Genomic DNA, 25520 nt, shown 5'->3' with positions numbered 1-25520 from the left:
GAAGGAAGGGCCCCTTGTTAACACCCGTCTGTTAACAAGGGGCCCCTCCTTACACCTCAGCCGCCGAGCGCCGCCTTGGCGTTCTTGTCGAAGGTGGACAGGATGGTCTTCGGGTCGCCGGTGGCCAGGCCCTGCAGACCGGCCTCCAGATCACGCAGCACGCTGTCCATCTTCGGGGCGTTCACCGGACCCTGGGCGTACTCGACGCCGTCGATGAACGGCTTGTCCGCCGGGAAGGCGCCGGTGTACTGGTCGCGCACCGACTGGCGGGACGGCATCACGCCGAACGCCTTGGCGAAGCCGATCTGCTGCTCGCCGGCGGTCATCGCCTCGACGAACTTGATCGCCTGCTCCTTGTACTTGGACTTGGCGGCGATGCCCCAGCACTGGGTGAAGGAGAGCGTGCCCTGGCCCTTCGGGCCGGCCGGCAGCGGCACCACCTTGTACTTGACGTTCGGGAAGTCGTTCTGCAGCGCGCCCTTGATCCAGTTGCCCTCGATCGTCATCACGGCCTTGCCCTTGCCGAACGCCTCACCGGACCAGCCGGAGTCAAGCTGTTTGGGGAACTTCGCGTAGCCCGCGGTGAGCAGCGACTTGACGTACTGGAGCGCCTGGAGGTTCTCCGGGGTGTCCGCGGTCGGCTGCTTGCCGTCGGAGCTCATCAGCCAGCCGCCGTTCTGCACCAGGAACGCGCCGATGCGGTCCCGGGTGTCGCCGAGCGCGATCGCCACCTGGCCCTTCGCCTTGATCTTCTGGCTGACGGCGGTGAGCTGGTCCCAGGTGGTCGGCACGTCGGCGTCGGTGAGGCCCGCCTTGGTCCACAGGTCCGTGTTGATCTGCAGGGCCAGGGTGGAGAAGTCCTTCGGCGCGCAGTAGAGCTTGCCGTCGTAGGTGAACGCGGTGCGCAGGCTCTCGTAGAAGTCGTCGGGGTTGCTCACCTTGTCGCCGTACGGCTCCAGCGCGCCGACGCTCGCGTAGTCGGCGAAGCGGGCCGCGTCGACGTAGAACACGTCCGGCGGGGTGCCACCGGCCAGCGCCTGGCCGAGCTGCTGGGTGAGGTCCTGCGCCGGGGTGACGGTGGCGCTGTTGCCGGAGGAGCCGGCCCATGCGGCGGCGGCGTCCTTGACGGCCTTGGTCTCGGCCTCGCCGGACGAGCCGATCAGGATCTGCAGGTTGGCCGGGCCGCTGGACTGCTTGGCGTCGTCGGCCGAGTCGTCGAAGCCGCTGCCGCAGGCGGCGGAGCCGAGCAGGGCGACGGCGGCGATGCCGGCCACCGCAGCCCGGGCGAGAATCCGAGGTGTCATCTGTTTCTCCTGGTGGGGGATGGGGTCACGCCGAGTGCCGGAGCACCAGCGAGGGGTGGAGCAGGAGCTGGGGGTCGCGCTGCTGCCCGTCGAGCAGCCCGGTGAGCAGCTGGACGCAGCGAGCGGCGGCCTCGCCGAGCGGTTGGCTGACACTGCTCAGCCCGACCGCGGCGGCCACCGGGGTGTCGTCGAAGCCGACGACGGCCAGATCGGCTTCCGTGTCCCGGGCGGCCTGCCAGGCGCCGAGGGCGAGCGAGTCGCTGGCGCAGACCACCGCGGTCGGCGGCACGTCGAGGGCGAGCAGCGCGCGCGACTCGCGCTCCCCCTCGGCGATGCCGTCCTCGGTGGCGCGGTCCGGTGCGGCGCCGTCCAGGCCGGCCTCCGCCATCGTGGTACGCCAGCCGGCGCGCCTGTCGTCGCCGACGCCCGAGCCGGCGGGCCAGCCGAGGAAGGCGATCCGGCGGTGCCCGGCGGCGAGCAGGTGCCGGGTCGCCTGGGCGGTGCCGGCGGCGCCGTCGACGTCGACCCAGGGGTGTGCCTCGGGGGTGTCCCAGGGCCGGCCGAACGTCACGAACGGCACCTCCCGCTCGGCCAGCCATGCGGTGCGCGGGTCGCCGTGCTTGGTGCCGGTGAGCACGAACGCGTCCAGGTCGTACGCGCCGAGCAGGTCGTCGTAGGTGGCGATCTCCTGCTCGTCGCCGCGGGCGGTGTAGAGCAGGACCCGGTAGCCGGCGGCGTCGGCGGTCTCGGTGAGGCCGTGCAGGAAGCGGTCGAGGACCGAGCCGTTGATGCCGTCGCGAGTGGGTTCGATGCGGACGGCGATGAGGCGGGACCGGCCAGTGCGCATCTGCCGGGCGGCCTGGTTCGCCCGGTAGCCGAGCGCGGCGATGGCCTCGTGCACCCGCCGCCGGGTGTCCTCGCGGACGATGTGCGGCGTGTTGAGCACATTGGATACGGTCTGCCGGCTGACCTGGGCATGCCGGGCCACCGTTGCGATCGTTACCTTTTCTCCCACGAAATCCCTCTCGCCTACCTTGAACGATCCAATGTCCATGGGGCAGGATTAGATCGTTCAAAGTTTCTGGAATGTTTCGCACTGTGCACCCCGCTGCGGCCATCTGTCAAGACGTCCGCCGCCACCGATCAGTACCAGGAGTCCCCCCGTGACCGAACGCCACCTCCAGCCGCTGCTGCACGACCTGGTCGGTGTGGTGCACGCCCCCACCAGCGCGCTCGGCGACGCGGCCGGCCAGCTCCGTCCGCACGGCGTCCAGGGCGCCTTCCACGCCGACTCCCGGGTGCTCTCCCGCGCCGAGCTGCGCCTCGACGAGCGGGAGCCGGAGCCGATCGGGCACGGCGCGACCGGCCCGGACAGCGTCCGCTTCGTCAGCCTGGCCCGCTGGCTCGGCGACGCCACCCCCGACCCCACCGTCCGGGTCGAGCGCACCCGGCGGGCCGGCCCGCGCGGTCTCACCGAGGAGATCGTCGTGTCCTCCACCGCCACCGAGCCGGTGCACACCACCGTCACCGTGGACCTGGCCTGCGACCTCGCCCCGATCGAGCAGGTCAAGGTCGGCCGTGCGGTCGCCCCGCTGGGAACCGAGGCCGGCGAGCCGGGCCGGGTGCGGTGGGCGGCCGACGGGCTCACCGTCACCGTGACCGGCGAAGGTTCCACGGTGGACGCCACCGGCGAGCGGACCGCCGCGCCGCGGCTGAGCTGGCCGGTCACCGTCGACCCGGGCGCCTCGGTCACGCTGCGCTGGCGACTCGCCGTCACCGACCCACGAGCGGTGGTGACCGCCGCACCGGCCGAGCCCGGCTGGGCCGAGCCGCAGGTCACCGCCGACGACCGGCGCCTGCTGCGGCTGCTCGACCGCTCCCTCGCCGACCTGCGCGGGCTGCGGCTGGCCGAACCCGCCCACCCCGGGGACGTCTTCCTCGGCGCCGGCGTGCCCTGGTTCCTCACCCTGTTCGGCCGGGACAGTCTCTGGGCCGCCCGGATGATGCTGCCACTCGGCACCGACCTGGCCGCCGGCACGCTGCGCGTACTGGCCCGCCGCCAGGGCACCCGCGTCGACCCGGCGACCGGGGAGCAGCCCGGCAAGATCCTGCACGAGCTGCGCCGGCACGAGTTCGCCCCGAACGAGGGGCTCCGGCTGCCGCCGGCCTACTACGGCACCGTCGACGCCACCATGCTCTGGGTCAGCCTGCTCCACGACGCCTGGCGTTGGGGGCTGCCCGGCGACCAGGTCGAGCCGCTACTGCCACACCTGGAGGCGGCGCTGCACTGGCTCGGCGAGCACGCCGACGCCGACGGCGACGGCCTCGTCGAGTACATCGACACCACCGGCCACGGCCTCGCCAACCAGGGCTGGAAGGACTCCGGCGACGCGGTGCGCTTCCGCGACGGCCGGCTGGCCGCGCCCCCGATCGTGCTGGCTGAGGTGCAGGGGTACGCGTACCGGGCCGCGACCGACGGTGCGGACCTGCTGGACGCGTTCGGCCGCCCCGGCGCGGACCGCTGGCGCGGATACGCCGACCGCCTCGCCGCGCGGTTCCGGTCCACGTTCTGGGTCGACGGCCGCCACGGCCCGCAGCCCGCGCTGGCGCTGGACCGGGACAAGCGCCCGGTGGACTCACTGACCAGCAACATCGGGCACCTGCTCGGCACCGGGCTGCTGTCGGATGCCGAGTCCGCCCAGGTCGCGGCGCTACTCGCCACCGATTCGATGGCCGACGGCTTCGGGCTGCGCACCATGTCCACCGACGACGCCGGGTTCAGCGCGCTGTCGTACCACTGCGGTTCGATCTGGGCGCACGACACCGCGATCGTGCTCGCCGGGCTGGCCCGCGACGGGCACCGGGCGGCGGCGCTCCGCCTCGCCGACGGCCTGCTCGCCGCCGCCGAGGCGTTCGACTACCGCCTGCCCGAACTGTACGGCGGCGACGGCCGGTCGACGCTCGGCCGGCCGGTGCCCTACCCGGCCGCCTGCCGCCCGCAGGCCTGGTCCGCGGCGGCGTCCGTGCTGTTGCTCCAGGCCGGCCTCGGCGTCTATCCCGACGTGCCGAACGGCCGGGTCGACCTGCGCCCCCTGGCCGGCCCCGAGCTGGGCGCGCTGAGCGCGGCCGACCTGCGCATCGCCGGCACCCCGGTGTCGGCGGCGGTAGACCACACCGGCCACCCCACCCTGAAGGACCTGCCCGCCTTCCTGCACCCCCACCACCTGCCCCAGATCCCCCGCCCCCGCACCCCGTCCCCCCTGGCCCCCACCGCCCCGACGGGTTGATCATGAGGTTGACGGCGTCGTGGATCTCTCGGAACGCCGTCAACTCCATGATCGACGGCGCGGTCAGGCCGGGCGGAGTTCGGCTACCAGTTCGTCGTCCTCCATCGCGCCGGTGGGGTGGAAGCCCAGGGACGTGTAGAGGGCGGCGGCGGGCTTGTTGTCGGGGTGGTAGCTCAGGCGGATCGGCCGGCCCGCCTCGGCGAGCCAGTCCGCGAGCGTCCGCACCGTCGCGCGTCCCAGGCCCCGGCCCTGCTCGGCGGCGTCGATCACCATGCCACCGATCCAGCGCGACTCGTCGTCGTCCACGCCCCACATGACGTGGCCGACGACAGTCTCGTCGGCGTAGACGGCCAGCGAGTTCCAGACGTCCGAGCGTTCGGTGAGAAGAAGGTAGCGGGCGGCGAGCGCGGCCACGAAGGCGCGCTGGTCGTCGTGCGGCGCGACGTCCGCCACGGCCCGCCAGTTGCCGTCGTCCACCGGGCGCAGCGTCACCCGGCGGCCGGTACGGTCGGAGTGTCCGGAATCGATCATGGAAACAGCTTAGGTCGACGCCCCCGACCAGGCAAAACGGTTTCCCGCAGCGGGCCGGGGGACACCGCGGCCGGTCAGTCGAGCAGGGCGTCCAGGCCGACCGTCAGACCGGGCCGGCGACCCACCTCGCGGACCGCGAGCAGCACGCCGGGCATGAACGACACCCGGTCGTACGAGTCGTGCCGGATGGTGAGCGTCTCACCGGTGGTGCCGAACAGCACCTCCTGGTGGGCGACCAGGCCGGTGGCGCGTACCGCGTGCACGCGTACCCCGTCGATGTCGGCGCCGCGGGCGCCGGCCACCTCGTCGCGGGTGGCGTCCGGCGCGGGCCCCAGACCGGCCTCGGCGCGGGCCGCGGCGATCAGCCGGGCCGTGTGGGTGGCGGTGCCGCTCGGCGCGTCCAGCTTGCGCGGGTGGTGCTGCTCGACGATCTCGACCGACTCGAAGTAGCGGGCGGCGCGCGCCGCGAACTGCATCATCAGCACCGCGCCGATGCCGAAGTTGGGAGCGATCACCACGCCCACGCCGGGCCGGTCGGCGAGCCGGTCCCGCACCTCGGCGAGCCGCTGCTCGGTGAAGCCGGTGGTGCCGACCACCGCGTGCACGCCGTTCTCGACGCACCAGCGCAGGTTGTCCATGACCGCGTCGGGGGTGGTGAAGTCGACGACCACCCCGGCACCCGCCCGGGCCACCGCGTCCAGGTCGTCGCCCTGGTCGACGGCAGCGACCAGTTCCAGGTCGGCGGCGGAGTCGACCGCCTTGCAGACCTCCATGCCCATCCGGCCCCGGGCGCCCAGCACACCGACCCGGGCCGCCGTCCTCTGCTGCTCAGTCACGGCCCACAACCTATCCCAGCGCCCGGCACGGGATCCGGCGGACCGGTGGGTCGCTCAGCTCGTGGCCGCGAAGCTGCCGGAGTCGAACGGGCCGACCACGGCGAGGGACATCGGCCGGCCGAGCAGGTCGGCGGCGAGCGCGTTCACGTCGTCGAGCGTCACCGCGTCCACCCGGGACAGCAGGTCGTCCACCGGCATCAGGTTGCCGTAGAGCAGCTCGCCCTTGGCGAGCCGGCTCATCCGCGAGCCGGTGTCCTCCAGCCCGAGCACGAACGAGCCCTTGCTCATCCCCTTGCCCCGGGCCAGCTCCGCCTCGGTGATCCCCTCGGCGGCCACCCGCGCCATCTCCGCGCGGGTCAGGTCCAGCACCTCGTCGACCTTTCCCGGCGCGCAGCCGGCGTAGACGGCGAACACGCCGCTGTCGGCGTACTGGCTGGCGTACGAGTAGACCGAGTACGCCAGGCCGCGCTGCTCCCGGATCTCCTGGAACAACCGGCTGGACATGCCGCCGCCGAGCACGTTGTTCAGCACGCCGAGGGCGAACCGCCGGTCGTCGGTGCGGTCGATCCCCGGGCAGCCGAGGATGACGTGCGCCTGCTCGGTCTCCTTCGGCTCGACGAGCGTGGTGGCCGGCTTGGTGCGTACCGCCGGGGTGGCCGACCGGTGCGGCGCGGGCGACGCCGGGTCGGTGTCCAGCGGGGTGCCGCGCAGCGCCTGCCGGACCAGCTTGACCACTGCGGCGTGGTCGAGGTTCCCGGCGGCGGCGATCACGATCTGCGGCGCGGTGTAGCGACGGCGGTAGAAGCCCTGGATCTGCCGCCGCGTCATCGGCGTGACCGTCTCCTCGGTGCCGGAGATGAGCCGGCCCAGCGGGTGGTCGCCGTAGACGGCGCGGGCGAACAGGTCGTGCACCTCGTCGCCGGGCTCGTCGTCGTGCATGGCGATCTCTTCGAGGATGACGCCGCGTTCGGTCTCCACGTCGGCCGGGGCCAGCACCGAGTCGGCGACCAGGTCGCACATGACGTCGATGGCCAGCGGCAGGTCCTCGTCCAGCACCCGCGCGTAGTAGCAGGTGTATTCCTTCGTGGTGAAGGCGTTGGTCTCGCCGCCCACGGCCTCGATCTGCGCCGAGATCTCCAGCGCGCTGCGCTTGTTGGTGCCCTTGAACAGCAGGTGCTCCAGGAAGTGCGCGGCGCCGGCCTGCGTGCCGGTCTCGTCGCGCGAGCCGACCGCCACCCAGATGCCGAACGACACGCTGCGCATCGCCGGGATCGCCTCGGTGAGCACCCGCAGCCCGCTGGGCAGCACGGTACGGCGGACGGTGCCGCCGAGCGGGTCGTCGCTGAGCGTACGGGTGACCGCGCGGGCCGCCGAGCCGGCCGGCGCCACCCCCCGTCCCGTCGAGGCGCCTGACGAACTCACGAGAAACCTGCTCTCCGGATGACGAGGAACGGCGGGACGTACGACGGCTCCAGCTCGCGCAGGCGACCTGGAGCCGTGGGCCGGCCCGGGTGACGCGGACGTCACCCGGGCCGGTCGGTGGATCAGCTGTGCCGGGTCCGGCGACGCGGACGGGACTCGCCGCCGCCCTCGCCACCCTCGGAGCGGCGCTCGCCACCCTCGGAGCGACGCTCCCGGTCGCCCCGGTCACGCGGGCCGCGGTCGCCGCCGCGGTCCCGGCCGGACGGACGGTCGCCACCCTCGGCGGCGGCCGGCGCCTCGGCACCCTCCGGGCGGACCTTGTCCAGGTAGATCTTGCCGCGGGCGTCGATGTCCGCGATCTCCACCTCGACCTTGTCGCCGACGTTGAGGTAGTCCTCGACCTTTTCGACCCGCTTGCCGTCGCCCACCTTGGAGATGTGCAGCAGGCCGTCACGGCCCGGCAGCAGCGAGATGAAGGCGCCGAACGCGGCGGTCTTCACCACGGTGCCGAGGAACCGCTCGCCGGCCTTGGGCAGCGTCGGGTTGGCGATCCCGTTGATCCGGTCGACTGCGGCCTGGGCGGACGGGCCGTTCGTGGCGCCGACGTAGATCGTGCCGTCGTCCTCGATGGAGATCTCGGCGCCGGTCTCGTCCTGGATCGCGTTGATGGTCTGGCCCTTCGGGCCGATCACCATGCCGATCTTGTCGACCGGGATCTTGACGGTGGTCACCCGCGGGGCGTAGTCCGACATCTCGGCCGGCGCCTCGATGGCCCGCTGCATCACGTCGAGGATGGTCTGCCGGGCCTCGTGCGCCTGCTGGAGCGCGGCGGCCAGCACGTCCGACGGGATGCCGTCCAGCTTGGTGTCGAGCTGGAGCGCGGTGACGAAGTCACGGGTGCCGGCGACCTTGAAGTCCATGTCGCCGAACGCGTCCTCGGCACCGAGGATGTCGGTCAGCGTCACGTACTGGGTCTTGCCGTCGACCTCGTCGGAGATGAGGCCCATGGCGATGCCGGCGACCGGCGCCTTCAGCGGCACACCGGCCGAGAGCAGGCCCAGCGTCGAGGCGCAGACCGAACCCATCGAGGTGGAGCCGTTGGAGCCGAGCGCCTCGGAGACCTGCCGGATGGCGTACGGGAACTCCTCGCGCGAGGGCAGCACCGGGATCAGCGCCCGCTCGGCGAGCGCGCCGTGGCCGATCTCGCGCCGCTTCGGCGAGCCGACCCGGCCGGTCTCACCGGTCGAGTACGGCGGGAAGTTGTAGTTGTGCATGTAGCGCTTGCGGTTCTCCGGGGACAGCGTGTCCACCATCTGCTCCATGCGCAGCATGTTCAGCGTGGTGACGCCCAGGATCTGGGTCTCGCCGCGCTCGAACAGCGCCGAGCCGTGCACCCGCGGCAGCACGCCGACCTCGGCGGTCAGCGGACGGATGTCACGCGGGCCGCGGCCGTCGATGCGGACCTGCTCGCGCAGCACCCGGTTGCGGACCTCGGACTTGGTCAGCGAACGGAACGCGGCGGAGAGCTCCTTCTCGCGACCCTCGAACCGGCCGGTCAGCTCCTCGGCGACCTTGGCCTTGATCCGGTCCAGGGCCTCCTCGCGGTCGGCCTTGCCGGCGATCTTCAGCGCCTCGGCGACCTCGGCGCGGGCCACCTCGGCCACCGCGTCGTACGCGTCGTCCTGATAGTCCAGGAAGATCGGGAACTCGGCGACCGGCTTGGCGGCCACCTCGGCCAGCTCGCTCTGCGCCCGGCACAGCTCGCGGATGGCCGGCTTGGCGGCCTCCAGGCCGCTGGCCACGATCTCCTCGGTCGGCGCGGTCGCGCCGCCCGAGATCAGGGTCACGGCGTTCGGGGTGGCCTCGGCCTCGACCATCATGATCGCGACCTCGCCGTCCGCCAGGGTGCGGCCGGCCACGACCATGTCGAACGTGGCCCGCTCCAGCTCCTCCAGGGTCGGGAAGGCGACCCACTGGCCGTCGACGTGCGCGACCCGGGTCGCGCCGATCGGGCCGGAGAACGGCAGGCCGGACAGCTTGGTCGACATCGAGGCGGCGTTGATCGCCACCACGTCGTACGGGTGCTGCGGGTCGAGCGCCAGTACGGTCTCGACGACCTGGACCTCGTTGCGCAGGCCCTTGACGAACGACGGGCGCAGCGGCCGGTCGATCAGCCGGCAGGTGAGGATGGCGTCCTCGCTGGGCCGGCCCTCGCGGCGGAAGAACGAGCCGGGGATGCGGCCCGCGGCGTACATCCGCTCCTCGACGTCCACCGTCAGCGGGAAGAAGTCGAACGACTCGCGCGGCTGCTTGCCGGCAGTGGTCGCGGAGAGGACGACCGTCTCGCCGAGCTGGGCGACGACGGAGCCGGCGGCCTGGCGGGCCAGGCGGCCGGTGGAGAAGGTGATCTCACGGGTGCCGAAGGCCCCGTTGTCGATCACCGCGGTGCGGGATTCGGTGCCGAGGTTGGTCTCGGTCATGTGCTGTGGTGCTCCTTCGCGTCGTCGGCCGACGACACGGGAACTGCTCAGGCGGCCGGTCTTCGATCGAAGCGCCCGGGACGGCCGGCGTCGTGCCGGGATTCCCGGGGGCCACTACCGGAGACCGGTGCTGACCGGCTCCCTCTCGGGTGTCGCGCGGCCGGGTTCTTCGGTGGTACCGGAACGGGGGAGCGGCCAGGCGGCCACTCCCCCGTCAGGTCATCGGCGCAGGCCGAGCCGCTCGATGAGCGACCGGTAGCGGTTGATGTCCTTCTTCTGGACGTAGTTCAGCAGCCGGCGGCGCCGGCCGACCAGCAGCAGCAGCCCACGGCGGCTGTGGTGGTCGTGCTTGTGCACCTTCAGGTGCTCGGTGAGCTCCGCGATCCGCTTGGTCAGGACCGCGACCTGCACCTCGGGCGAGCCGGTGTCGCCCTCGGCGGTGGCGTACTCCTGGCGGATCTTGGCCTTGGCTTCCTGGTCGAGCGCCATGTTCTCCCTGTTTCGTGGGTCATTCGATGAGGTCCGGAGCGGTCGTGGTGACCGGTGCAACGGACCGGTTCCTCGCACCCGCGGCGTCGTGCAGGCACGCGAGGCCCCCGTCGGTCAGCCGACGTCTCCGTCAGCCTACCAGCCCTCGGGACGGACGGCCGGTCAAGGTGCCCCGCGCCGGTCAGAGCACCGCCCGGCGGGTGCGTTCCACGTCCTCGGCGATCTGGGCCACAAGCGGTTCGATCGCGTCGTATGTCCGCTGCTCACGCAGGTGCGCCACGAAGTCCAGGGCCAGCCGCTCGCCGTACAGGTCGCCACTGAAGTCCAGCGCGTACGCCTCCACCCGCCGTTCCCGGCCGGAGAACGTCGGGTTGGTGCCGATCGACACGGCCGCCGCCAGCGGTTCGCCGTCGCGGCGTACCAGGCGGGCCGCGTACACGCCGTCGGCGGGCACCGCCGCGTACCTGTGGGTCAGCAGGTTGGCGGTGGGGTAACCCAGCTCACGTCCGCGCTGGTCGCCGCGGACCACCACGCCCTCGACCCGGTGCGGGCGGCCGAGCGCCGCCGCCGCCGCGCCCACGTCGCCCGCGTCGACGCAGGACCTGATGTACGTGGAGGAGAAGACCGTCCCCGCCTCGGCGACCAGCGGCGCCCCCTCGACGGCGAACCCGAAGGTACGGCCCAGCCGCTCCAGCAGCGGCACGTCACCGGCGGCCCGGTGCCCGAACCGGAAGTTGTCGCCGACCACCACCAGCGCGGCGTGCAGGTGCGCCACCAGGACGTCGTGCACGAACGCCTCGGGTGGCAGCCGGGAGAACTCGACGGTGAACGGCACCACGCAGAGCACGTCCACGCCGAGCGCCTCGATCAGCTCGGCCTTGCGGGCCGGCTCGGTCAGCACGGCCGGGTGCGAGCCGGGGCGTACCACCTCGGCCGGGTGCGGGTCGAACGTCACCACCACCGACTTGACGCCCAGTTCCCGGGCGCGCGCCACGGCGTGACCGATGGTGGCCTGGTGCCCCCGGTGCACGCCGTCGAAGACGCCGATGGTGACCACCGAGCGTCCCCAGCCGCCGGGCGCCGCCTCGTACCCCCGCCACCGCTGCATGCCGTTCCTCCCCCTGTCCGCCCGCGCGCCGTTCAGGCCGGGGCCAGCACGATCTCCGCGCGGGCCCGACCGTCCCGCTCGCTGACGATAGCGATCAGCCCGCCCGCCGGGTCGAAGACCGCGTACGGCCCGGTGATCCCGGCCGGCGCCAGCGGCCCGCCGTGGGAGAGCACCCGGGTCTCGTCGGCGGTGGCGTCCCGGCGCGGGAAGAACCGCGCGGCGGCGGCGTCCAGCGGCAGGTTCACCACGTCCGGCGCGCGCTCCTCGAGCTGGTCGAGCGTGGCCGCCTCGGCCAGCGTGAAGCCGCCCACAGCGGTCCGGCGCAGCGCGGTGAGGTGGCCGCCGACGCCGAGGGCCGCGCCCGCGTCGCGGGCCAGCGCCCTGATGTACGTCCCGGACGAGCAGGTCACGTCCACGTCCACGTCCACCACGTCCGGGACGTCCCGGCGGATCGCCAGCACGTCCAGCCGCGACACGGTGACCCGGCGGGCGGGCAGCTCGACCGCCTCGCCGTCACGGACCCGCTTGTACGCCCGCCGACCGTCGATCTTGATGGCGCTCACCGCGCTCGGCACCTGGTCGATCTCGCCGGTGAGGGCGGCCAGCGCGGCGCGTACCCCGTCGTCGGTGACCGTGCCGGCCGGGGTGGTCGCGACCACCTCGCCCTCGGCGTCGTCGGTGACGGTGGCCTGTCCCAGCCGGATCGTCGCGGCGTAGCTCTTGCCGGCGCCGATCACGTACGTGAGCAGCCGGGTCGCCCGGCCGACCCCGATCACGAGGACGCCGGTGGCCATCGGGTCGAGCGTGCCGCCGTGACCGACGCGGCGGGTACGCGCCAGCCGCCGGATGCGGGCCACCACGTCGTGCGACGTCATGCCGCCGGGCTTGTCGACCACGATCAGACCGTCTGTGCTCACGACCGCCAAGCCTGCCAGACGCCGGTGATCGGCCCTGCGGGGGATACCGCCCAGCTTCGGCGGGGTGTCAAGATCGTGCGCCCCCGACCCGTCTGCCCGGGAAGTCCGATGACCGATCACCGCCCCGCCCCCGACCCCTACCCCACCGGCCACTCGCCGGAGGACGATCTGGGACGGGTACCCGAGTGGCTGCGCCGGCCCGCGCCCGAGGTCGAGCCGGGCCGCGGCGACCGCCTGCGGATCGCGCTCGGCGGGCACTCCGGCAAGCTGCTCGGCGGCGCCCTCGTGCTGGCGCTGCTCGCGTTCTTCGGGCTCGTCGGCGGCCTCGGCTACCAGGGCTTCCAGCGCTGGCGCGAGATCTCGACGGCATACCCGACGACGAGCCCGCCGAGCGGTGAGCAGGCGGTCAGCTCCGCGTCGCCTCCGCCGGCCGCCGGCCCGTTCGACGGCACCCCCGCGGCCGGCTTCCCGGAGGGTGCGGCCGGGATCGCGCTGCCCCGGGTCAAGCGGACCGGGCCGTTCACCGAGAAGCAGGTGGCCGACGGTCTGGCCAAGGTACGCAAGGCCCTGGTCACCGCCCGGCTGGACCGCACGTTCTTCACCGAGAAGAGCCCGGATCGGCTGGTGCGCCAGTTCGCCCCGGACACCCGCGCCCACATCCGGAAGGACTTCACGGCCGGCGGCGCCGCCAACTACGCCACCCGGCTCGGGCCCGGCACCCGGTTGACGAACGACCCGCCCCGGGTGCAGGGACGGGTCTCGTACCGCGCCACCCGGGACGCGGACGACATCCGTGTCCTGGAGATCACCACCAACTTCGTCTGGGTCTACGCCGTCCGGAGCAACCGCGCCCCGTCGGTCCCGGACGTCATCCTGGTGCACGACACGGTGGTCTGGGAGGTGCCGTTCCCGGCGGACGTCGTCACCGGCTCCCGAGGTCTGTGGATGCGGGACGCGGAGTCCTACGTGACGAACGTGGAGTGCGCCGGTCTGAGCAAGGGTCTGCTGGAACTGGAGATCACGCCGACCTACGGGGGCGCCGGCACCGACGCCGAACACCCGGACGCCGTGTACGACCTGGACCGCTCGCTGAAGGTCGCGGACCCGTGCTGAGCCCGACGGGATCCGAGCGGGACGGCTACCCCGACTGGCTGGACCGGTTGGAGCGGGAGATCCGGCCGAGTCTCGCCGTACGCCTGCGGATCTGGTGCCGGCGGCGCGCCCGCCGGCTGACGGCCGCGCTCGGCGTGGTGCTGCTGCTGGCCGCCGCGGCCGGTGCCACCGGTTACGGCTACCGGCAGCTCCGGCGTCCGGCAGCCGCGCCGTCCCCGGCGGTCACCGGCGCTCCGGCGACCGCGGGACCGACTGCCCCGCCGGACGTCTTCGCCGGCACGCCGGCGGCGGACTGGCCGGCGGGGGCGGCCGGGATCGTGCTGCCACCGGCCCGGCCGACCGGCGGCTTCACCGGCGCCGAGGTGTCCGCCGGGCTGGCGCGGGTCCGGGCCGCCATGCTGACCGCCCGCCTGGACCGCGCGTTCATGACCGGCGGCAGCCCGGCCCCGCTGCTGCGTCACTTCGCGCCGGCTGCCCGGGAGTCGGTGCGGAAGGACTGGTCCACCGAGACGATCGCCACGTACGCGACCCGGCTGGCCCCGGACGCCCGGCTCACCCCGGACCAGCCGCGGACGAAGGGCCGGTTCACCTACCGCGCCGTCCGGCAGGCCGACGGCGTACGGATGCTGGAGGTGACCAGCAACTTCGTCTGGGTCTACGGATTCCGCGACCTCGCCTCCCGATCCGGTGACTCGGTGGTGGTGCTGCACGACGAGATCGTCTGGCGGCTGCCACACGCCAGCGACGTGGCACGGGCGGACCGGGGGCTCTGGTTGCACCGGATGTCGAGCTACGGGTCGGGCGTGGACTGCGACGCCGTGAAGCTCGGGCTGATCCGCCCCGGCGGCCTGGACCCGGCCGGCATCGGCTCCCCCGAGGACCCCGACGCGCTGTACGACCCGGAGCACCCGATCGAGCTGCCGGTCTCATGCTGACCGGCGTCAGCGGACCGCGCCGACCACCGCCCACGCCCCCGAGCGCATCCGCAGCAGCAGGCCGACCAGCCGCAGCACCACGAACAGCGTCAGCCCGGCCCAGATCCCGCCCAGCCCGAGGTCGAACGCATAGGCCAGCCAGATCGCCGGCAGGAACCCGCCGAACGCGCACACGATGGTGAGGTTGCGCAGGTAGCGCACGTCGCCCGCGCCGATCAGCACCCCGTCGAGCGCGAACACCACGCCGCCGATCGGCTGGAGCGCGACGAACCAGGGCCAGGCCGTCATGGCCTGTTCGCGTACCTGCGGATCGGAGCTGAACCACGACGGCACCAGGCCGGCGCCGGCGGCGATGAGCACCGCGAAGGCCACGCCGCACAGCCCGCCGAGCAGCGCGATGCGGCGGGCCAGGAACCGGGCACCGGCCGCGTCGCCGGCGCCGAGCGCGGCGCCGACGAGCGACTGCGCGGCGATGGCCAGGGCGTCGAGCACCAGCACCGTGAAGAACCACAGTTGCAGGGCGATCTGGTGCGCGCCCACGGCGGCGGCGCCGAAGCGGGCCGCGACGGCGGTGGCGGACAGGAAGCTGGCCTGGAACGCGACGCCCCGCACGAGCAGATCCCGGCTGAGCACGAGCTGCTGACCGATCACCCGGGGCCGGGGCCGCAGCGCGACCCGCTCCCGCACCAGCGCCGCCGCGAACAGCACCCCGGAGAGCGTCTGCGCGATCGCGTTAGCCACCGCCGAGCCGACCAGGCCGAGCCCGGCCGGGTAGACGAGCAGGGGGCAGAGCACCGCGGAGAGCAGGTTCGGGCCGAGCACGAACAGCAGCGGGCGGCGGGTGTCCTGGATGCCGCGCAGCCAGCCGTTGCCGGCGGCGGCGAGTAGCAGGCCGGGCGCGCCGAGCGCCGCGATCCGCAGCCATCCGGCGGCGGCGTCGGCCACCTCGCCGGGGCCGCCGACAAGGGTACGCGCCAGCGCGCCGCCGCCGATGCCGATGGCGACCGCCACCAGCACGCCGGTGGCGAGCGCGAGCCAGGACGCCTGGACGCCCTCGGCCACCGCGGCGGCCCGGTCCCCCGCCCCGAAGCGGCGGGCCGAGCGGCCGGTGGTGCCGTACGCGACGACGGTGCCGACCCAGGCGGTGAGTGTCATGACGGTGCCGCCGACTGCGAGCGCGGCCAGCGGCACCCGGCCGAGGTGGCCGACCACCGCGGTGTCGACGAGGACGTAGAGCGGCTCGGCGGCCAGCACCACGAGGGCTGGGAGCGCGAGCGCGGCGATCCGCCGCGGTGAGGCGGTGACGGCGGGGGCGGCGGTGGTGCTCATCGCCGCCGATCCTGGCACGCTCCTAGTAAGGTCCGCAAGGCGGCGGACTACTTACTCACGTCGGCCAGGAAGCGGGCGGTTCCCGAGCGGCGGTGACGTCGGCGTCGGGCCGGGGTGTGGTCCGCGGGCCCGGCCGGCGTCACCGCCGGACGGCGTCCGTCACTGACGGGTGTCCATCGAGGTCTGCAGCGCGCGGCGCATCTGCTCGCGCGCCTCGTCGGTGGTGGTCTCGGTCTGCGGCTTGCGCTTGCTGGGCATCTGAGGTCCTTCCAGGGTGCGGACCGCCGGGACGTGGCGGTCCTACGGGCGCCCGGCGCTCCGGATCGACGCGACGGCGAATCGCGCCGCGACCGGACGTCGTCGGCGGCTGAGCGCCCGGCAGCGGTCCGGGATCACCGGAGCGGCTCGCCTGGCAGCGGGAGCCCGGGTCGGTCTGACCCTGGAGGGAGGCGAGGCCGGGTGCGGCACCACCGCCCGTGACCAGCGCCGCGAAGCGCCGGTCCCGCACCCAAATTAACGTTCACTTTCCAGATACTGCCCACAGTTCCCGAAATGCGGAAAGATCAACGTCGTCGTCCCGCCCTGGCGAGGGCGGTCAGCGGGCCAGGAAGTGCCAGCCCAGCCACCACCAGAAACCGAACAACCCGATCCGGCCGACCGGCACCGGGCCCACCTCGTACCGCATGACGAACGCGCAGACGTCGGCCAGCGACGGGATGCGCGACCCCTCCCGGCGCGCGGCCCACTCGACCACGGCGAACAACACGATCGAGACTCCGAACCCGCCGATCGCCAGTGCGCGCATCATCGGCGCACCAGTCCCCAGAACGCGGACAGCCACGCGAACCAGGCCGCCGAACGGACCAGGTTGTCCTCCAGCAGCGGATCGGCCAGCCGGGAGAAGGTGGGGAAGTCGTCGCCCGCCGCCATCACGAACGTGGCCCCCTCGAAGACCCCGAAGACGGTCACCGGGACCAGCCACCAGAGCGCGACCGACGGCAACCGGCGCGGCGCCGGACGCCGGGGCACCCGGTTGCTCAGGCCGACCCAGATCAACCCCCCGCCGGTGGTGAGGATGTAGAGGTTCGCCGCGGTCGAGAAGGACGGCATCTGGCCCCCGACCAGGGACAGGCAGATCAGCACCGGCACGGAGACGACCGGCCGGTCCCAGGCCCGGGGCGCCTCGACGGTGAGCTCACGGGGATGATCCATCACCCGATTGTCCCCAGCGTCACGCACGGCGGAAAGGCTGGCACGCCTCGTAATCCCCGGAAATGCCACCGATCAGCTCACACCTCGGATCGTCGGCACACCTCGGCGCGGCAGACATACCGGGGCAATACAAGCCCTAAAGGGCCTAGAGCGTGGCCAGCTCGGCGCGGATCCGCCCCACCACCTCGTCGAGGGATCCCCGCCCGGTGAAGCCTGCGGCGAACCGGTGCCCACCGCCGCCGAGCGCCACCGCCACCCGGCTCACGTCCATCGCGCCCTTGCTGCGCAGCGACACCGCCCACTCGGCCTCGCCGGCCTGCTTGACCACGCAGCTCACGTCCGCCTCGGCGGTGCAGCGCACCGAGTCGATGAGCGCCTCCAGCACGTACGCGGGCTGGTCGTGGCGGACCAGGTCCGCGCGGGTGGCGTACGTCCAGACGAGCCCGTGCCCGGCGGCGGCCGCCGGTTCCAGCGTGGCCCGGCCCAGCACCTCGCCGAAGAGGCGGACGGCGCCGAACGGGCGGGTGTCGAAGATCCGCCGGGAGATGTCGCCGGGCCGGATGCCGGTCGCGATCAGGCGCGCCGCCGTCTCGTGCACCGCAGGGGTGGTCGCCTCGAACCGGAACGAGCCGGTGTCGGTGGTCAGCGCGACGTACAACCCGGTCGCGATCTCCGCGTCCAGCGTCACGCCGAGCCGGTCCAGCAGTTCCAACGCGACCACGGAGGTCGCGGCGGCGTGTGGGTCGACCAGATTGATCCGGCCGAACCCGCTGTTCGAGGCGTGGTGGTCGAGCACCAGCGACGTGCCCGCCGTGTCCAGCCGGTCGACCAGGTCACCCAGCCGGGACTCGCTCGCCGCGTCGAAGCAGATCACCAGGTCCGGAGCCGGGTACGCGTCGTCCTGCGGCACCAGCAGGTCCACCCCGGGCATCCAGCGGAACGGCTCCGGCACCTCCGGAGGGCCGGGGAAGGTGGCCTGGAGATCGCGTACGCCGAGCCGGCGCAGGCCCAGCCCGAAGCCGAGCATGCTGCCCAGCGCGTCCCCGTCCGGGTTCACGTGGCAGATCAGCAGCACCCGCGCGTCGGCGGGGAGGTCGCGTACCGCCGCGACGGCGGCCGCCCACGCGGTCTCGGTGGGCCCGGCCGCCTCGGTCACCGGCGTTCGCCGGCGCGCGGCTCGTCGTCGTCCTCGTCCTCCGCCGAGGCGTCGTCGGCGTCCTCGTCGTCCTCGACCCGGTACGGCTGGGCGTCACCCGCGTACGAGGACTTCGCGGCGAGCCGCTGCACCTCGGCGTCGGCGGTACGCGCGGCGGCCAGCAGGTCGTCGATGTGCTTGACCTGGTCCTGCACGTCGTCCAGGACGAAGGTCAGCGTCGGCGAGTGCCGCAGCCCGAGCGCCTTGCCGACGGTGCTGCGCAGCATGCCCTTGGCGCTCTCCAGCGCGGCGGCGGTGCTCGCCTGAGCCGCCGCGTCGCCGAGCACCGTGTAGAAGACAGTGGCGTCGCGCAGGTCGGCGGTGATCCGGGCGTCGGTGATCGTGATCATGCCGAGCCGGGGATCCTTGATCTGGCTGCGCACCACCGACGCGACGAGTTCCCGGATGCGCTCCGCGTGCCGGCGAACCTTTGCCTGATCCGTCATGTCCCCCACCTCCGGGATCACCTGTACCCATGACGACGCCGGGTCACCGTACGACCCGGGCCGTCGGCCGGAGACGGCGAGCGCGTGGGCGCCGCCGGGTCCGACCGCCCAACGCTGAAGAACACTACCCGCGCCCGGCCGGCCGTCGCGCGGCACGGCCGGAGTGCGGCGCGACGCGCCGTCAGTCGTCTTCGCCGTGCAGGCGACGGCGCACCGACAGCAGCTCGGTCTCCGGGCGGGCGGCGACCAGCCGCTCACAGGAGTCGAGCACCTCGCGGACGTGGGCCGGCTCGGCGGCCACCACCGCCACCCCGATCTCGGCCCGGCCGTGCAGGTCCAGCGCCCCCACCTCGGCGGCGGAGACCTCGAACTTGCGCAGCGCGGCGACGATCGGCCGGACGTAGGACCGCTTGGCCTTCAGGGACCGGGAGTCACCCGGGAGCAACAGGTCGAACAGTGCGGTTCCGGTATACACGGCGAGCAACGGTACGCCGGGCGGCCCGGCCCGGCACGCGATTAAGGCGCGACGGCCACCAGCACGTCCCGCTCGATCGCCTGGTCGACCCGGTGCGCGAAGTCACCGAAGCCGGGGCCGTCGAGCACCCGCAGCCCGGCGGCGGCCAGCACCGCCTCCGCCTGCGCCCGCGGCGCCACGTGGGTGTTCCAGGACAGCCCGATCGCGCCGCCGGGACGGAGCAGCTCCCGCCACACCGGCACGGCCGCGGTGAGCAGCTCCAGCGGGCTGCGGGACAACCCCTGATCGGTACGGCTGCCGTGCGCCACCCCGTACGGCGCGTCGGTCACGATCACGTCGGCGCACCGGGGGCGCAGCGCCTCCCGGGCCCGGGTGGTGTCGGTGTTCAGCACGACGACCCGCTGGGTGGCCCCGGCCCGGTGCTCGTCCCGCGACGGCGCGAGCACCGCCTCGAACCGGCGGGCCACCAGCTTGCGGTCCCGGCGCACCGACGTGGTCTCCGCGGTGTGCTTGAGCCGCTTGCGGCGCAGCCAGGTGCGCAGGAACGCCGCGTACGCCTCCACGTCCTGACTGTCCCGCTCCACGCCGATGCCGTCGTAGCCGTACATCAGCGCCTGGTTGAGCGTGGTGCCCCGGCCGCAGAGCGGGTCCAGCACCACCACCGGCCCGTCCAGCATCCGCGGCGCGGCGGCGGAGGCGAGCACAGTGACGTTGAGCAGCAGGCGGGTGAACTGCTCGTTGGTCTTGCCGGCGTACTTGGGGATGGTGATCAGGTCGGAGTCGTACCGGGCCAGCGGGCGCAGCGGCACCGGCCGCAGCAGCTCGTCGCCGACCCGCTCGAACAGCGCGTACGCGGCCGACAGGTTCGCCAGGTAGGCCAGATCCCGCTCGCCCAGCCCGGGGCCGCCGGTGGTGAACGTCAGGTACTCCACTCCGCCGATCCGCGTCACCTCCGCGTCGGCCGGTACGACGTCCAGCACGCCGGAACCGGCGAACACGGCCAGTTCGGCGCGGGCCAGCCGGGCCGCCGCGTCGGCGTAGACGCGGTTGGCGGAGGGGGCGAGGAGCAGTGCGTACCCGGTCACGCCGCAGATTGTCGCAGCCTGCGCAGACGGCGACGGCCGGGGCCCGAAGGCCCCGGCCGTCGGCCGGTCGTACGCGTGGTCGTCAGGCGCGCGGCTTCTCGCGCATCTCGAACGTCTCGATGACGTCGCCGACCTGGACGTTGTTGTAGCCGCCCAGCGTCAGACCACACTCGAAGCCCTCGCGGACCTCGGTCGCGTCGTCCTTGAACCGCTTCAAGGAGCTGATCGTGAGGTTGTCCGCCACGACCGCCCCGTCCCGCAGCAGCCGCGCCTTGGCGTTGCGGCGGATGAGGCCGGACCGGACGATACAGCCGGAGATGTTGCCGATCTTGGACGAGCGGAAGACGTCGCGGATCTCCGCGGTGCCCAGCTCGACCTCCTCGTACTCCGGCTTGAGCAGACCCTTGAGCGCGGCGTCGATCTCCTCGATGGCCTGGTAGATGACGGTGTAGTACCGAATCTCCACGCCCTCGCGGTCGGCCATCTCGCGGACCTTGTTCGAGGCCCGCACGTTGAAGCCGATGATCGTGACCGCCTCGGACGAGGCGCTCGCGAGCATGACGTCGCTCTCGGTGATCGCGCCCACGCCCCGGTGGATGATCCGAAGCTGGACCTCCTCCGGGATGTCGAGGTTGAACAGCGCGTCCTCGAGCGCCTCCACGGAACCGGAGACGTCGCCCTTGAGCACCAGGTTGAGCGAGGTCTTCTCGCCCTCCTTGAGCTGCTCCATGAGCGTCTCGAGAGTGGCCCGGCCACGGGAGTTGGCGAACGACGCCGCCCGCCTCCGCGCCTGCCGCTGCTCGGCGATCTGCCGCACGGTGCGGTCGTCCTCGGCGGCCAGGAAGGTGTCACCCGCACCCGGCACCGTGGTCAGACCCAGCACCATGACCGGACGGGCCGGACCGGCCTCGTCGACCGGCTTGCCGTTCTCGTCCAGCATGGCCCGGACCCGGCCGTGCGCCCCACCGGCGACGATCGAGTCACCGGCACGCAGGGTGCCCTTCTGCACCAGCACGGTCGCCACCGCACCACGGCCCTTGTCCAGGTGCGCCTCGATCGCGACACCCTGCGCCGGCCCGTCGATCGGAGCGGTCAGCTCCAGCGACGCGTCGGCGGTCAGCAGCACGGCCTCGAGCAGTTCCTCGATGCCGATACCGGGCTTGGCCGCCACGTTGACGAACATGGTGTCGCCGCCGTACTCCTCGGCGACCAGGCCGTACTCGGTCAGCTGCTGGCGGACCTTGTCCGGGTTCGCCTCGGGCTTGTCGACCTTGTTGACCGCGACCACGATCGGCACGTCCGCCGCCTTGGCGTGGTTGAGCGCCTCGATGGTCTGCGGCATGACGCCGTCGTCGGCCGCGACCACCAGGATCACGATGTCCGTGACCTGGGCACCACGGGCACGCATGGCGGTGAACGCCTCGTGACCCGGGGTGTCGATGAACGTCACCGCGCGGTCCTCGCCCTCGTGCGGGACGTGGACCTGGTAGGCGCCGATGTGCTGGGTGATGCCACCCGCCTCGCCGGCCACCACGTTCGCCTTACGGATCGCGTCGAGCAGCTTGGTCTTACCGTGGTCGACGTGACCCATGACGGTCACAACCGGCGCACGGCTGACCAGGCGGTCCGCCGCGACCTCGGCGTCGAGGTCGATGTTGAACTGCGCGAGCAGCTCGCGGTCCTCGTCCTCCGGGCTGACGATCTGCACGTCGAAGCCGAGGTGCTCACCCAGCAGCTGCAGGGTCTCGTCGGAGCACGACTGGGTCGCCGTCACCATCTCGCCCAGGTTGAACATCTCCTGGACCAGCGAACCCGGGTTGGCGTTGATCTTGTCGGCGAAGTCCGACAGCGAGGCGCCACGGGACAACCGGACGACCTGACCCTGACCGCGGGGCGCGCCCGAGGACATGGTCGGGGCCGACAGGTTGTCGAACTCCTGTCTGCGCTGCTTCTTGGACTTGCGACCGCGGGTCGGCCGGCCGCCGGGACGCCCGAAGGCACCCGCCGCGCCACCGCCACGGCCACGGCCGCCGCCGCCGGGACGGCCACCGCCGCCGACCGGACCACCCGGACGGAAACCACCGCCGGGCGCACCGCCACCGCCGCCGGGACCGCCGCGGTAGCCACCGCCACCGCCGCCACCACCGGGACCGCCGCGGTAGCCACCGCCACCGCCGCCACCACCGGGTCCACCGCGGTAGCCACCGCCACCGCCGCCGGGACGACCGGCGCCACCGCCGGGTCCGCCACGACCGCCGCCGGGGCCGCCGGGACGGCCGGTGGTCGGACGCTGGCTCGGCATCGAGGCCGGGCTCGGCCGCGGCGGCATCGACGCCGGGCTGGGCCGCGGCGGCATGCCGGCCGGGCTGGGACGGGGACCGCCCGCACCGGCGGCCGGGGGCCGCTGCTGCTGGCCGCCCTGGATGCCGAACGGGTTGTTACCGGCGCCGCGCGCCGGCGGACGACCGCCGGGCCGGGCACCGGGGCCCTGACCCTGGCCCGGACCGCCGGGACGACCGGCGGCCGGGGAACCCGGACGCGGCGGCATGGCGTTCGGGCCGGGACGCGGACCCGGGCGAGGACCGCCCTCGGCCGGGGGCTCCCGGCGTACGGTCTCGCGCTGCTGCTGGCGGGCGGCCTGGGCGGCCTTGACCGCGGCCTCCTGCTCAGCCTTGAGCGCGGCGGCACGCGCCTCGGCGGCCGCCACTTCGATGTCGTGCGCGCTCGCCGGCTTGGCGACCGGAGTCGCCGGCTGCGGCGGGCCGGGGACCGGCCCCTTGGGCTTCGGTCCAGGGGTCGGCGCGGCCGGACGCCGGGGCGGCATCGGCTTGGCCGAGACCCGGGGGGCACCCGGGGTCGGGGTGGGCGTCGGGGTCGGTGCCGGGCCACTGGGCGCGGCAGCCGGCGGGCCGGCTGGCGCCGACGAACCGGCGACGAACGCGCTACGCAGCCGCCGGGCGACAGGCGCCTCGACGGTGCTGGACGCGGACTTCACGAACTCGCCCATTTCCTTGAGCTTGGCGAGAACGGTCTTGCTTTCGACCCCGAGCTCCTTGGCAAGCTCGTGTACGCGGGCCTTTCCTGCCACTGCACTCCTCACTCCGAGGTCGTGCGGGCAGCACCCGCAGCGACCTCACTCGTGCACTTGAAGCCTGGTCATTTCAGGGACTTCATCGTGTGCTCATGTCGGTCGTCCTACCTTGCTAGCGACCCTCGACCGGTCGGGCTTGACCGGTCGTCGGGGGTTGCGCGTCGACGTGCTCCGCAAGCGCACCGTGGTCGGGGACCCCGGTGAGGCGCAGTGCTCGCCCGAAGGCGCGACGCCGCAACGCCTGCGCGAAGCAGGCCGGATCAGGGTGCATGTTCGCTCCCCGACCCGGCAGTCTGCGGGCCGGATCGGGCCGGAGACTGGTGTGACCAGCCTCGTCACCGATCGCGACGACCCGCAACAACTCGCTGGCCGGCGCTCGCTTCCGGCAGCCCACACAGGTGCGCTCCGGCAGCGCGCGTCGTACCACTGAGAAAGTCTACCCCTAGCTTCCCGAGATCGCGCCGCCCGGCTCCGGGACGTGATCGGCTCCGCCCCGGCTCTGCGGGGCCGCGGTCTCCGCGTCGGACCGGATGTCGATGCGCCAACCGGTCAGCCGGGCCGCGAGGCGGGCGTTCTGCCCTTCCCGGCCGATCGCGAGCGAAAGCTGGAAGTCCGGCACGGTCACCCGGGCGGTACGGGAGGCCAGGTCGACCACCTCGACCCGCAGCGCCTTGGCCGGCGACAACGCGTTGCCGACGAAGGTGGCGGGGTCGTCCGACCAGTCGATGATGTCGATCTTCTCGCCGTGCAGCTCGCTCATCACGGCCCGGACCCGCTGGCCCATCGGGCCGATGCAGGCACCCTTGGCGTTGACGCCGGAGGTGGTCGAACGCACGGCGATCTTCGTACGGTGACCTGCCTCACGCGCGATCGCGCCGATCTCCACGGTGCCGTCGGCGATCTCCGGCACCTCCAGCGCGAACAGCTTCTTCACCAGCGCGGGATGCGACCGGGACAGCGTGATCTGCGGGCCGCGCATTCCCTTGGCGACGTGCACGACCACGCAGCGGATCCGCTCGCCGTGCTCGTACCGCTCGCCGGGGACCTGCTCGGACTGCGGCAGGACGCCCTCCAGCTTGCCCAGGTCGACGCTGACGATGCCCTTCTCCCGGCGGGTCTCGTGCGCCTGCACCACGCCGGTGACCAGGTCACCGTCGCGGCCGACGTACTCGCCGAAGTGCACCTCGTCGGTGGCCTCCCGCAGCCGCTGGAGGATCACCTGCTTGGCGGTCATGGCGGCGATCCGCCCGAAGTCGTGCGGGGTGTCGTCCCACTCCCGGGTCACCGAGCCGTCGGCGTCCAGTTCCTGCGCGTAGACCGAGGCGGCCCCGCTCTTACGGTCGATCTCCACCCGGGCGTGCGGCTCGGCGCCGTCGGTGTGCCGGTAGGCGGTCAGCAGCGCGGTCTCGATCGCCGCGAGGATCGTGTCGAACGGGATCTCCCGCTCGCGCTCCAGGGCGCGCAGCGCCGCGAGGTCGATGTTCACCTCTCCTCGTCCTCCAGATCTTCGTCGTCGTCGGTGTCGTCACCGAAGTCCTCGTCGGCCAGGTCGTCCAGGCGGTTGAACTCCACCTGGACCCGGCCGGGCCCGAGTTCGGCGTACGGGTGTTCGGCGGGGCCGGCGTCGGTCTCCAGCACCACGCGTTCGTCGTCGGCAGCAGTGATCCGGCCGGTGAGCTGGCGGTCCCCCGTGTCACCGCGGACGGTGACCTTGACCAGCCGCCCGGCGTTGCGCCGCCAGTGCCGGGGCAGGGTGAGCGGGCGGTCCACGCCGGGCGAGCTGACCTCCAGCTGGTACTCGCCGGCCACGATGTCGCCGCCGGCCTCCTCGGCCGCGTCCAGCGCCGCCGAGACCGCGCGGGAGACGTCCGCCACGGCGTCCAGGTTGATCCCGCCGTCGGCGTCCACGATCACCCGGACCACGTGCCGGCGGCCGGCGCGGGAGACGGAGAGATCCTCCAGGTCGTAACCGGCCGCCGTGACGACCGGTTCGATCACCTCGCGCAGCCGGTTGCGGCGGGCGGCGAGATCGCCGCGGGGTGCGCCGCTCCGGTCCGTGCCGCGGGGGCCGTCGGACCGGCGGGGCCGCCCGGCGGGCCCCGTCGACCGGGTGGCACGGCCACGCTGCGTCATTGCGCGCACCTCTCCTGCTGTTGCCACGACCCGCAGGCCGTGTTGTCCCGGGCCGGTGCGGACGAACGGCCCGCCATACCGGCACGCCACCGGGGCGTCCGCGCCCGGTGGTTGCGCAGAGCGTAACGCTAA

At 73.3% G+C, this 25520-nt stretch carries 22 protein-coding genes and 1 pseudogene; 3 read left to right on the top strand and 20 right to left on the bottom strand.

Annotation, left to right across the window (positions count from 1 at the left end; all coding sequences use genetic code 11):
* Nucleotides 1-56 precede the first annotated feature (56 nt).
* Together ACPCK6_RS02295 and ACPCK6_RS02290 are read right to left on the bottom strand one after the other, a co-directional pair.
* A complete protein-coding gene (locus ACPCK6_RS02295; RefSeq protein ID WP_423480193.1) occupies nt 57-1304 on the bottom strand; it encodes a sugar ABC transporter substrate-binding protein in 1248 nt (415 codons plus the stop codon).
* A 25-nt stretch (nt 1305-1329) separates the two neighbouring features.
* On the bottom strand, nt 1330-2292 hold the full coding sequence (locus ACPCK6_RS02290; RefSeq protein ID WP_318332956.1) for a LacI family DNA-binding transcriptional regulator: 963 nt from the start codon (nt 2290-2292) through the stop codon (nt 1330-1332).
* A 175-nt stretch (nt 2293-2467) separates the two neighbouring features.
* Here ACPCK6_RS02290 and ACPCK6_RS02285 point away from each other — a divergent pair, with 175 nt between their 5' ends.
* Nucleotides 2468-4591 carry an amylo-alpha-1,6-glucosidase gene (locus ACPCK6_RS02285; protein WP_423480192.1) on the top strand — a complete coding sequence of 708 codons (2124 nt, stop codon included), beginning with the start codon at nt 2468-2470 and terminating at the stop codon, nt 4589-4591.
* A gap of 63 nt (nt 4592-4654) precedes the next feature.
* On the opposite strand, the gene ACPCK6_RS02280 is transcribed toward ACPCK6_RS02285, so the two are convergent.
* From ACPCK6_RS02280 to truB, 7 genes are all read right to left on the bottom strand, one after another.
* On the bottom strand, nt 4655-5122 hold the full coding sequence (locus ACPCK6_RS02280; protein ID WP_396880366.1) for a GNAT family N-acetyltransferase: 468 nt from the start codon (nt 5120-5122) through the stop codon (nt 4655-4657).
* A gap of 74 nt (nt 5123-5196) precedes the next feature.
* The gene (dapB, locus tag ACPCK6_RS02275; protein WP_423480191.1) at nt 5197-5958 is read right to left on the bottom strand and encodes a 4-hydroxy-tetrahydrodipicolinate reductase; all 762 of its coding nucleotides are present in this window, start codon (nt 5956-5958) and stop codon (nt 5197-5199) included.
* Nucleotides 5959-6012: 54 nt separating this feature from the next.
* The gene (locus tag ACPCK6_RS02270) at nt 6013-7380 is read right to left on the bottom strand and encodes a M16 family metallopeptidase (protein WP_396880364.1); all 1368 of its coding nucleotides are present in this window, start codon (nt 7378-7380) and stop codon (nt 6013-6015) included.
* Between the two features lie 122 nt (nt 7381-7502).
* A complete protein-coding gene (locus ACPCK6_RS02265) occupies nt 7503-9860 on the bottom strand; it encodes a polyribonucleotide nucleotidyltransferase (RefSeq protein ID WP_423480190.1) in 2358 nt (785 codons plus the stop codon).
* Between the two features lie 219 nt (nt 9861-10079).
* On the bottom strand, nt 10080-10349 hold the full coding sequence (rpsO, locus tag ACPCK6_RS02260) for a 30S ribosomal protein S15 (RefSeq protein WP_013284678.1): 270 nt from the start codon (nt 10347-10349) through the stop codon (nt 10080-10082).
* Between the two features lie 181 nt (nt 10350-10530).
* On the bottom strand, nt 10531-11457 hold the full coding sequence (locus ACPCK6_RS02255) for a bifunctional riboflavin kinase/FAD synthetase (protein ID WP_013284677.1): 927 nt from the start codon (nt 11455-11457) through the stop codon (nt 10531-10533).
* Between the two features lie 32 nt (nt 11458-11489).
* A complete protein-coding gene (gene truB / locus ACPCK6_RS02250; RefSeq protein ID WP_423480189.1) occupies nt 11490-12374 on the bottom strand; it encodes a tRNA pseudouridine(55) synthase TruB in 885 nt (294 codons plus the stop codon).
* Between the two features lie 108 nt (nt 12375-12482).
* Between truB and ACPCK6_RS02245 the strand changes: the two genes are divergently transcribed.
* Nucleotides 12483-13487 carry a hypothetical protein gene (locus ACPCK6_RS02245; RefSeq protein ID WP_423480188.1) on the top strand — a complete coding sequence of 335 codons (1005 nt, stop codon included), beginning with the start codon at nt 12483-12485 and terminating at the stop codon, nt 13485-13487.
* Nucleotides 13481-14422, top strand: a complete 942-nt coding sequence (locus ACPCK6_RS02240) for a hypothetical protein (RefSeq protein WP_423480187.1) — start codon at nt 13481-13483, stop codon at nt 14420-14422. Before ACPCK6_RS02245 ends, ACPCK6_RS02240 begins: the two co-directional genes overlap by 7 nt.
* 6 nt (nt 14423-14428) lie before the next feature.
* Here the strand turns inward: ACPCK6_RS02240 and ACPCK6_RS02235 are convergent, their stop codons facing one another.
* The 11 genes and pseudogenes from ACPCK6_RS02235 to rimP all read right to left on the bottom strand — a co-directional run bounded on the left by ACPCK6_RS02235 (nt 14429) and on the right by rimP (nt 25388).
* Nucleotides 14429-15751 carry an MATE family efflux transporter gene (locus ACPCK6_RS02235; protein WP_396880359.1) on the bottom strand — a complete coding sequence of 441 codons (1323 nt, stop codon included), beginning with the start codon at nt 15749-15751 and terminating at the stop codon, nt 14429-14431.
* A gap of 595 nt (nt 15752-16346) precedes the next feature.
* On the bottom strand, nt 16347-16556 hold the full coding sequence (locus ACPCK6_RS02230; protein ID WP_175438725.1) for a DUF6186 family protein: 210 nt from the start codon (nt 16554-16556) through the stop codon (nt 16347-16349).
* Entirely contained in the window at nt 16556-16963 is a 408-nt protein-coding gene (locus ACPCK6_RS02225; protein ID WP_357824502.1) for a hypothetical protein, read from the bottom strand. The genes ACPCK6_RS02230 and ACPCK6_RS02225 overlap by 1 nt, the downstream gene beginning before the upstream one ends.
* Before the next feature lie 145 nt (nt 16964-17108).
* Nucleotides 17109-18119, bottom strand: coding sequence for a DHH family phosphoesterase (locus ACPCK6_RS02220; protein ID WP_396880358.1), 1011 nt, complete (start codon nt 18117-18119; stop codon nt 17109-17111).
* Complete coding sequence (rbfA, locus tag ACPCK6_RS02215) at nt 18116-18604, bottom strand: 30S ribosome-binding factor RbfA (protein WP_262013630.1); 489 nt, start codon at nt 18602-18604, stop codon at nt 18116-18118. The genes ACPCK6_RS02220 and rbfA overlap by 4 nt, the downstream gene beginning before the upstream one ends.
* 181 nt (nt 18605-18785) lie before the next feature.
* A complete protein-coding gene (locus ACPCK6_RS02210) occupies nt 18786-19079 on the bottom strand; it encodes a DUF503 domain-containing protein (RefSeq protein ID WP_043325814.1) in 294 nt (97 codons plus the stop codon).
* A gap of 41 nt (nt 19080-19120) precedes the next feature.
* Nucleotides 19121-20164, bottom strand: coding sequence for a TRM11 family SAM-dependent methyltransferase (locus ACPCK6_RS02205; protein WP_423480186.1), 1044 nt, complete (start codon nt 20162-20164; stop codon nt 19121-19123).
* Between the two features lie 82 nt (nt 20165-20246).
* A complete protein-coding gene (infB, locus tag ACPCK6_RS02200) occupies nt 20247-23252 on the bottom strand; it encodes a translation initiation factor IF-2 (RefSeq protein WP_069089329.1) in 3006 nt (1001 codons plus the stop codon).
* A 93-nt stretch (nt 23253-23345) separates the two neighbouring features.
* Nucleotides 23346-23682: pseudogene (locus ACPCK6_RS02195) on the bottom strand (YlxR family protein).
* Between the two features lie 15 nt (nt 23683-23697).
* Nucleotides 23698-24741: a transcription termination factor NusA gene (gene nusA, locus ACPCK6_RS02190; RefSeq protein WP_194799785.1), complete on the bottom strand. Its 1044-nt coding sequence runs from the start codon at nt 24739-24741 to the stop codon at nt 23698-23700.
* Nucleotides 24738-25388: a ribosome maturation factor RimP gene (gene rimP, locus ACPCK6_RS02185; protein WP_396880356.1), complete on the bottom strand. Its 651-nt coding sequence runs from the start codon at nt 25386-25388 to the stop codon at nt 24738-24740. Before rimP ends, nusA begins: the two co-directional genes overlap by 4 nt.
* Between the last annotated feature and the right edge of the window lie 132 nt (nt 25389-25520).

The sequence above is a fragment of the Micromonospora sp. AB353 genome, assembly GCF_049538395.1.
GTDB classification, from domain to species: Bacteria; Actinomycetota; Actinomycetes; order Mycobacteriales; family Micromonosporaceae; genus Micromonospora; species Micromonospora aurantiaca.
The sequence above is the reverse complement of the archived record's forward strand: the minus strand, read 5'-3'. Positions and strand labels throughout refer to the sequence as shown.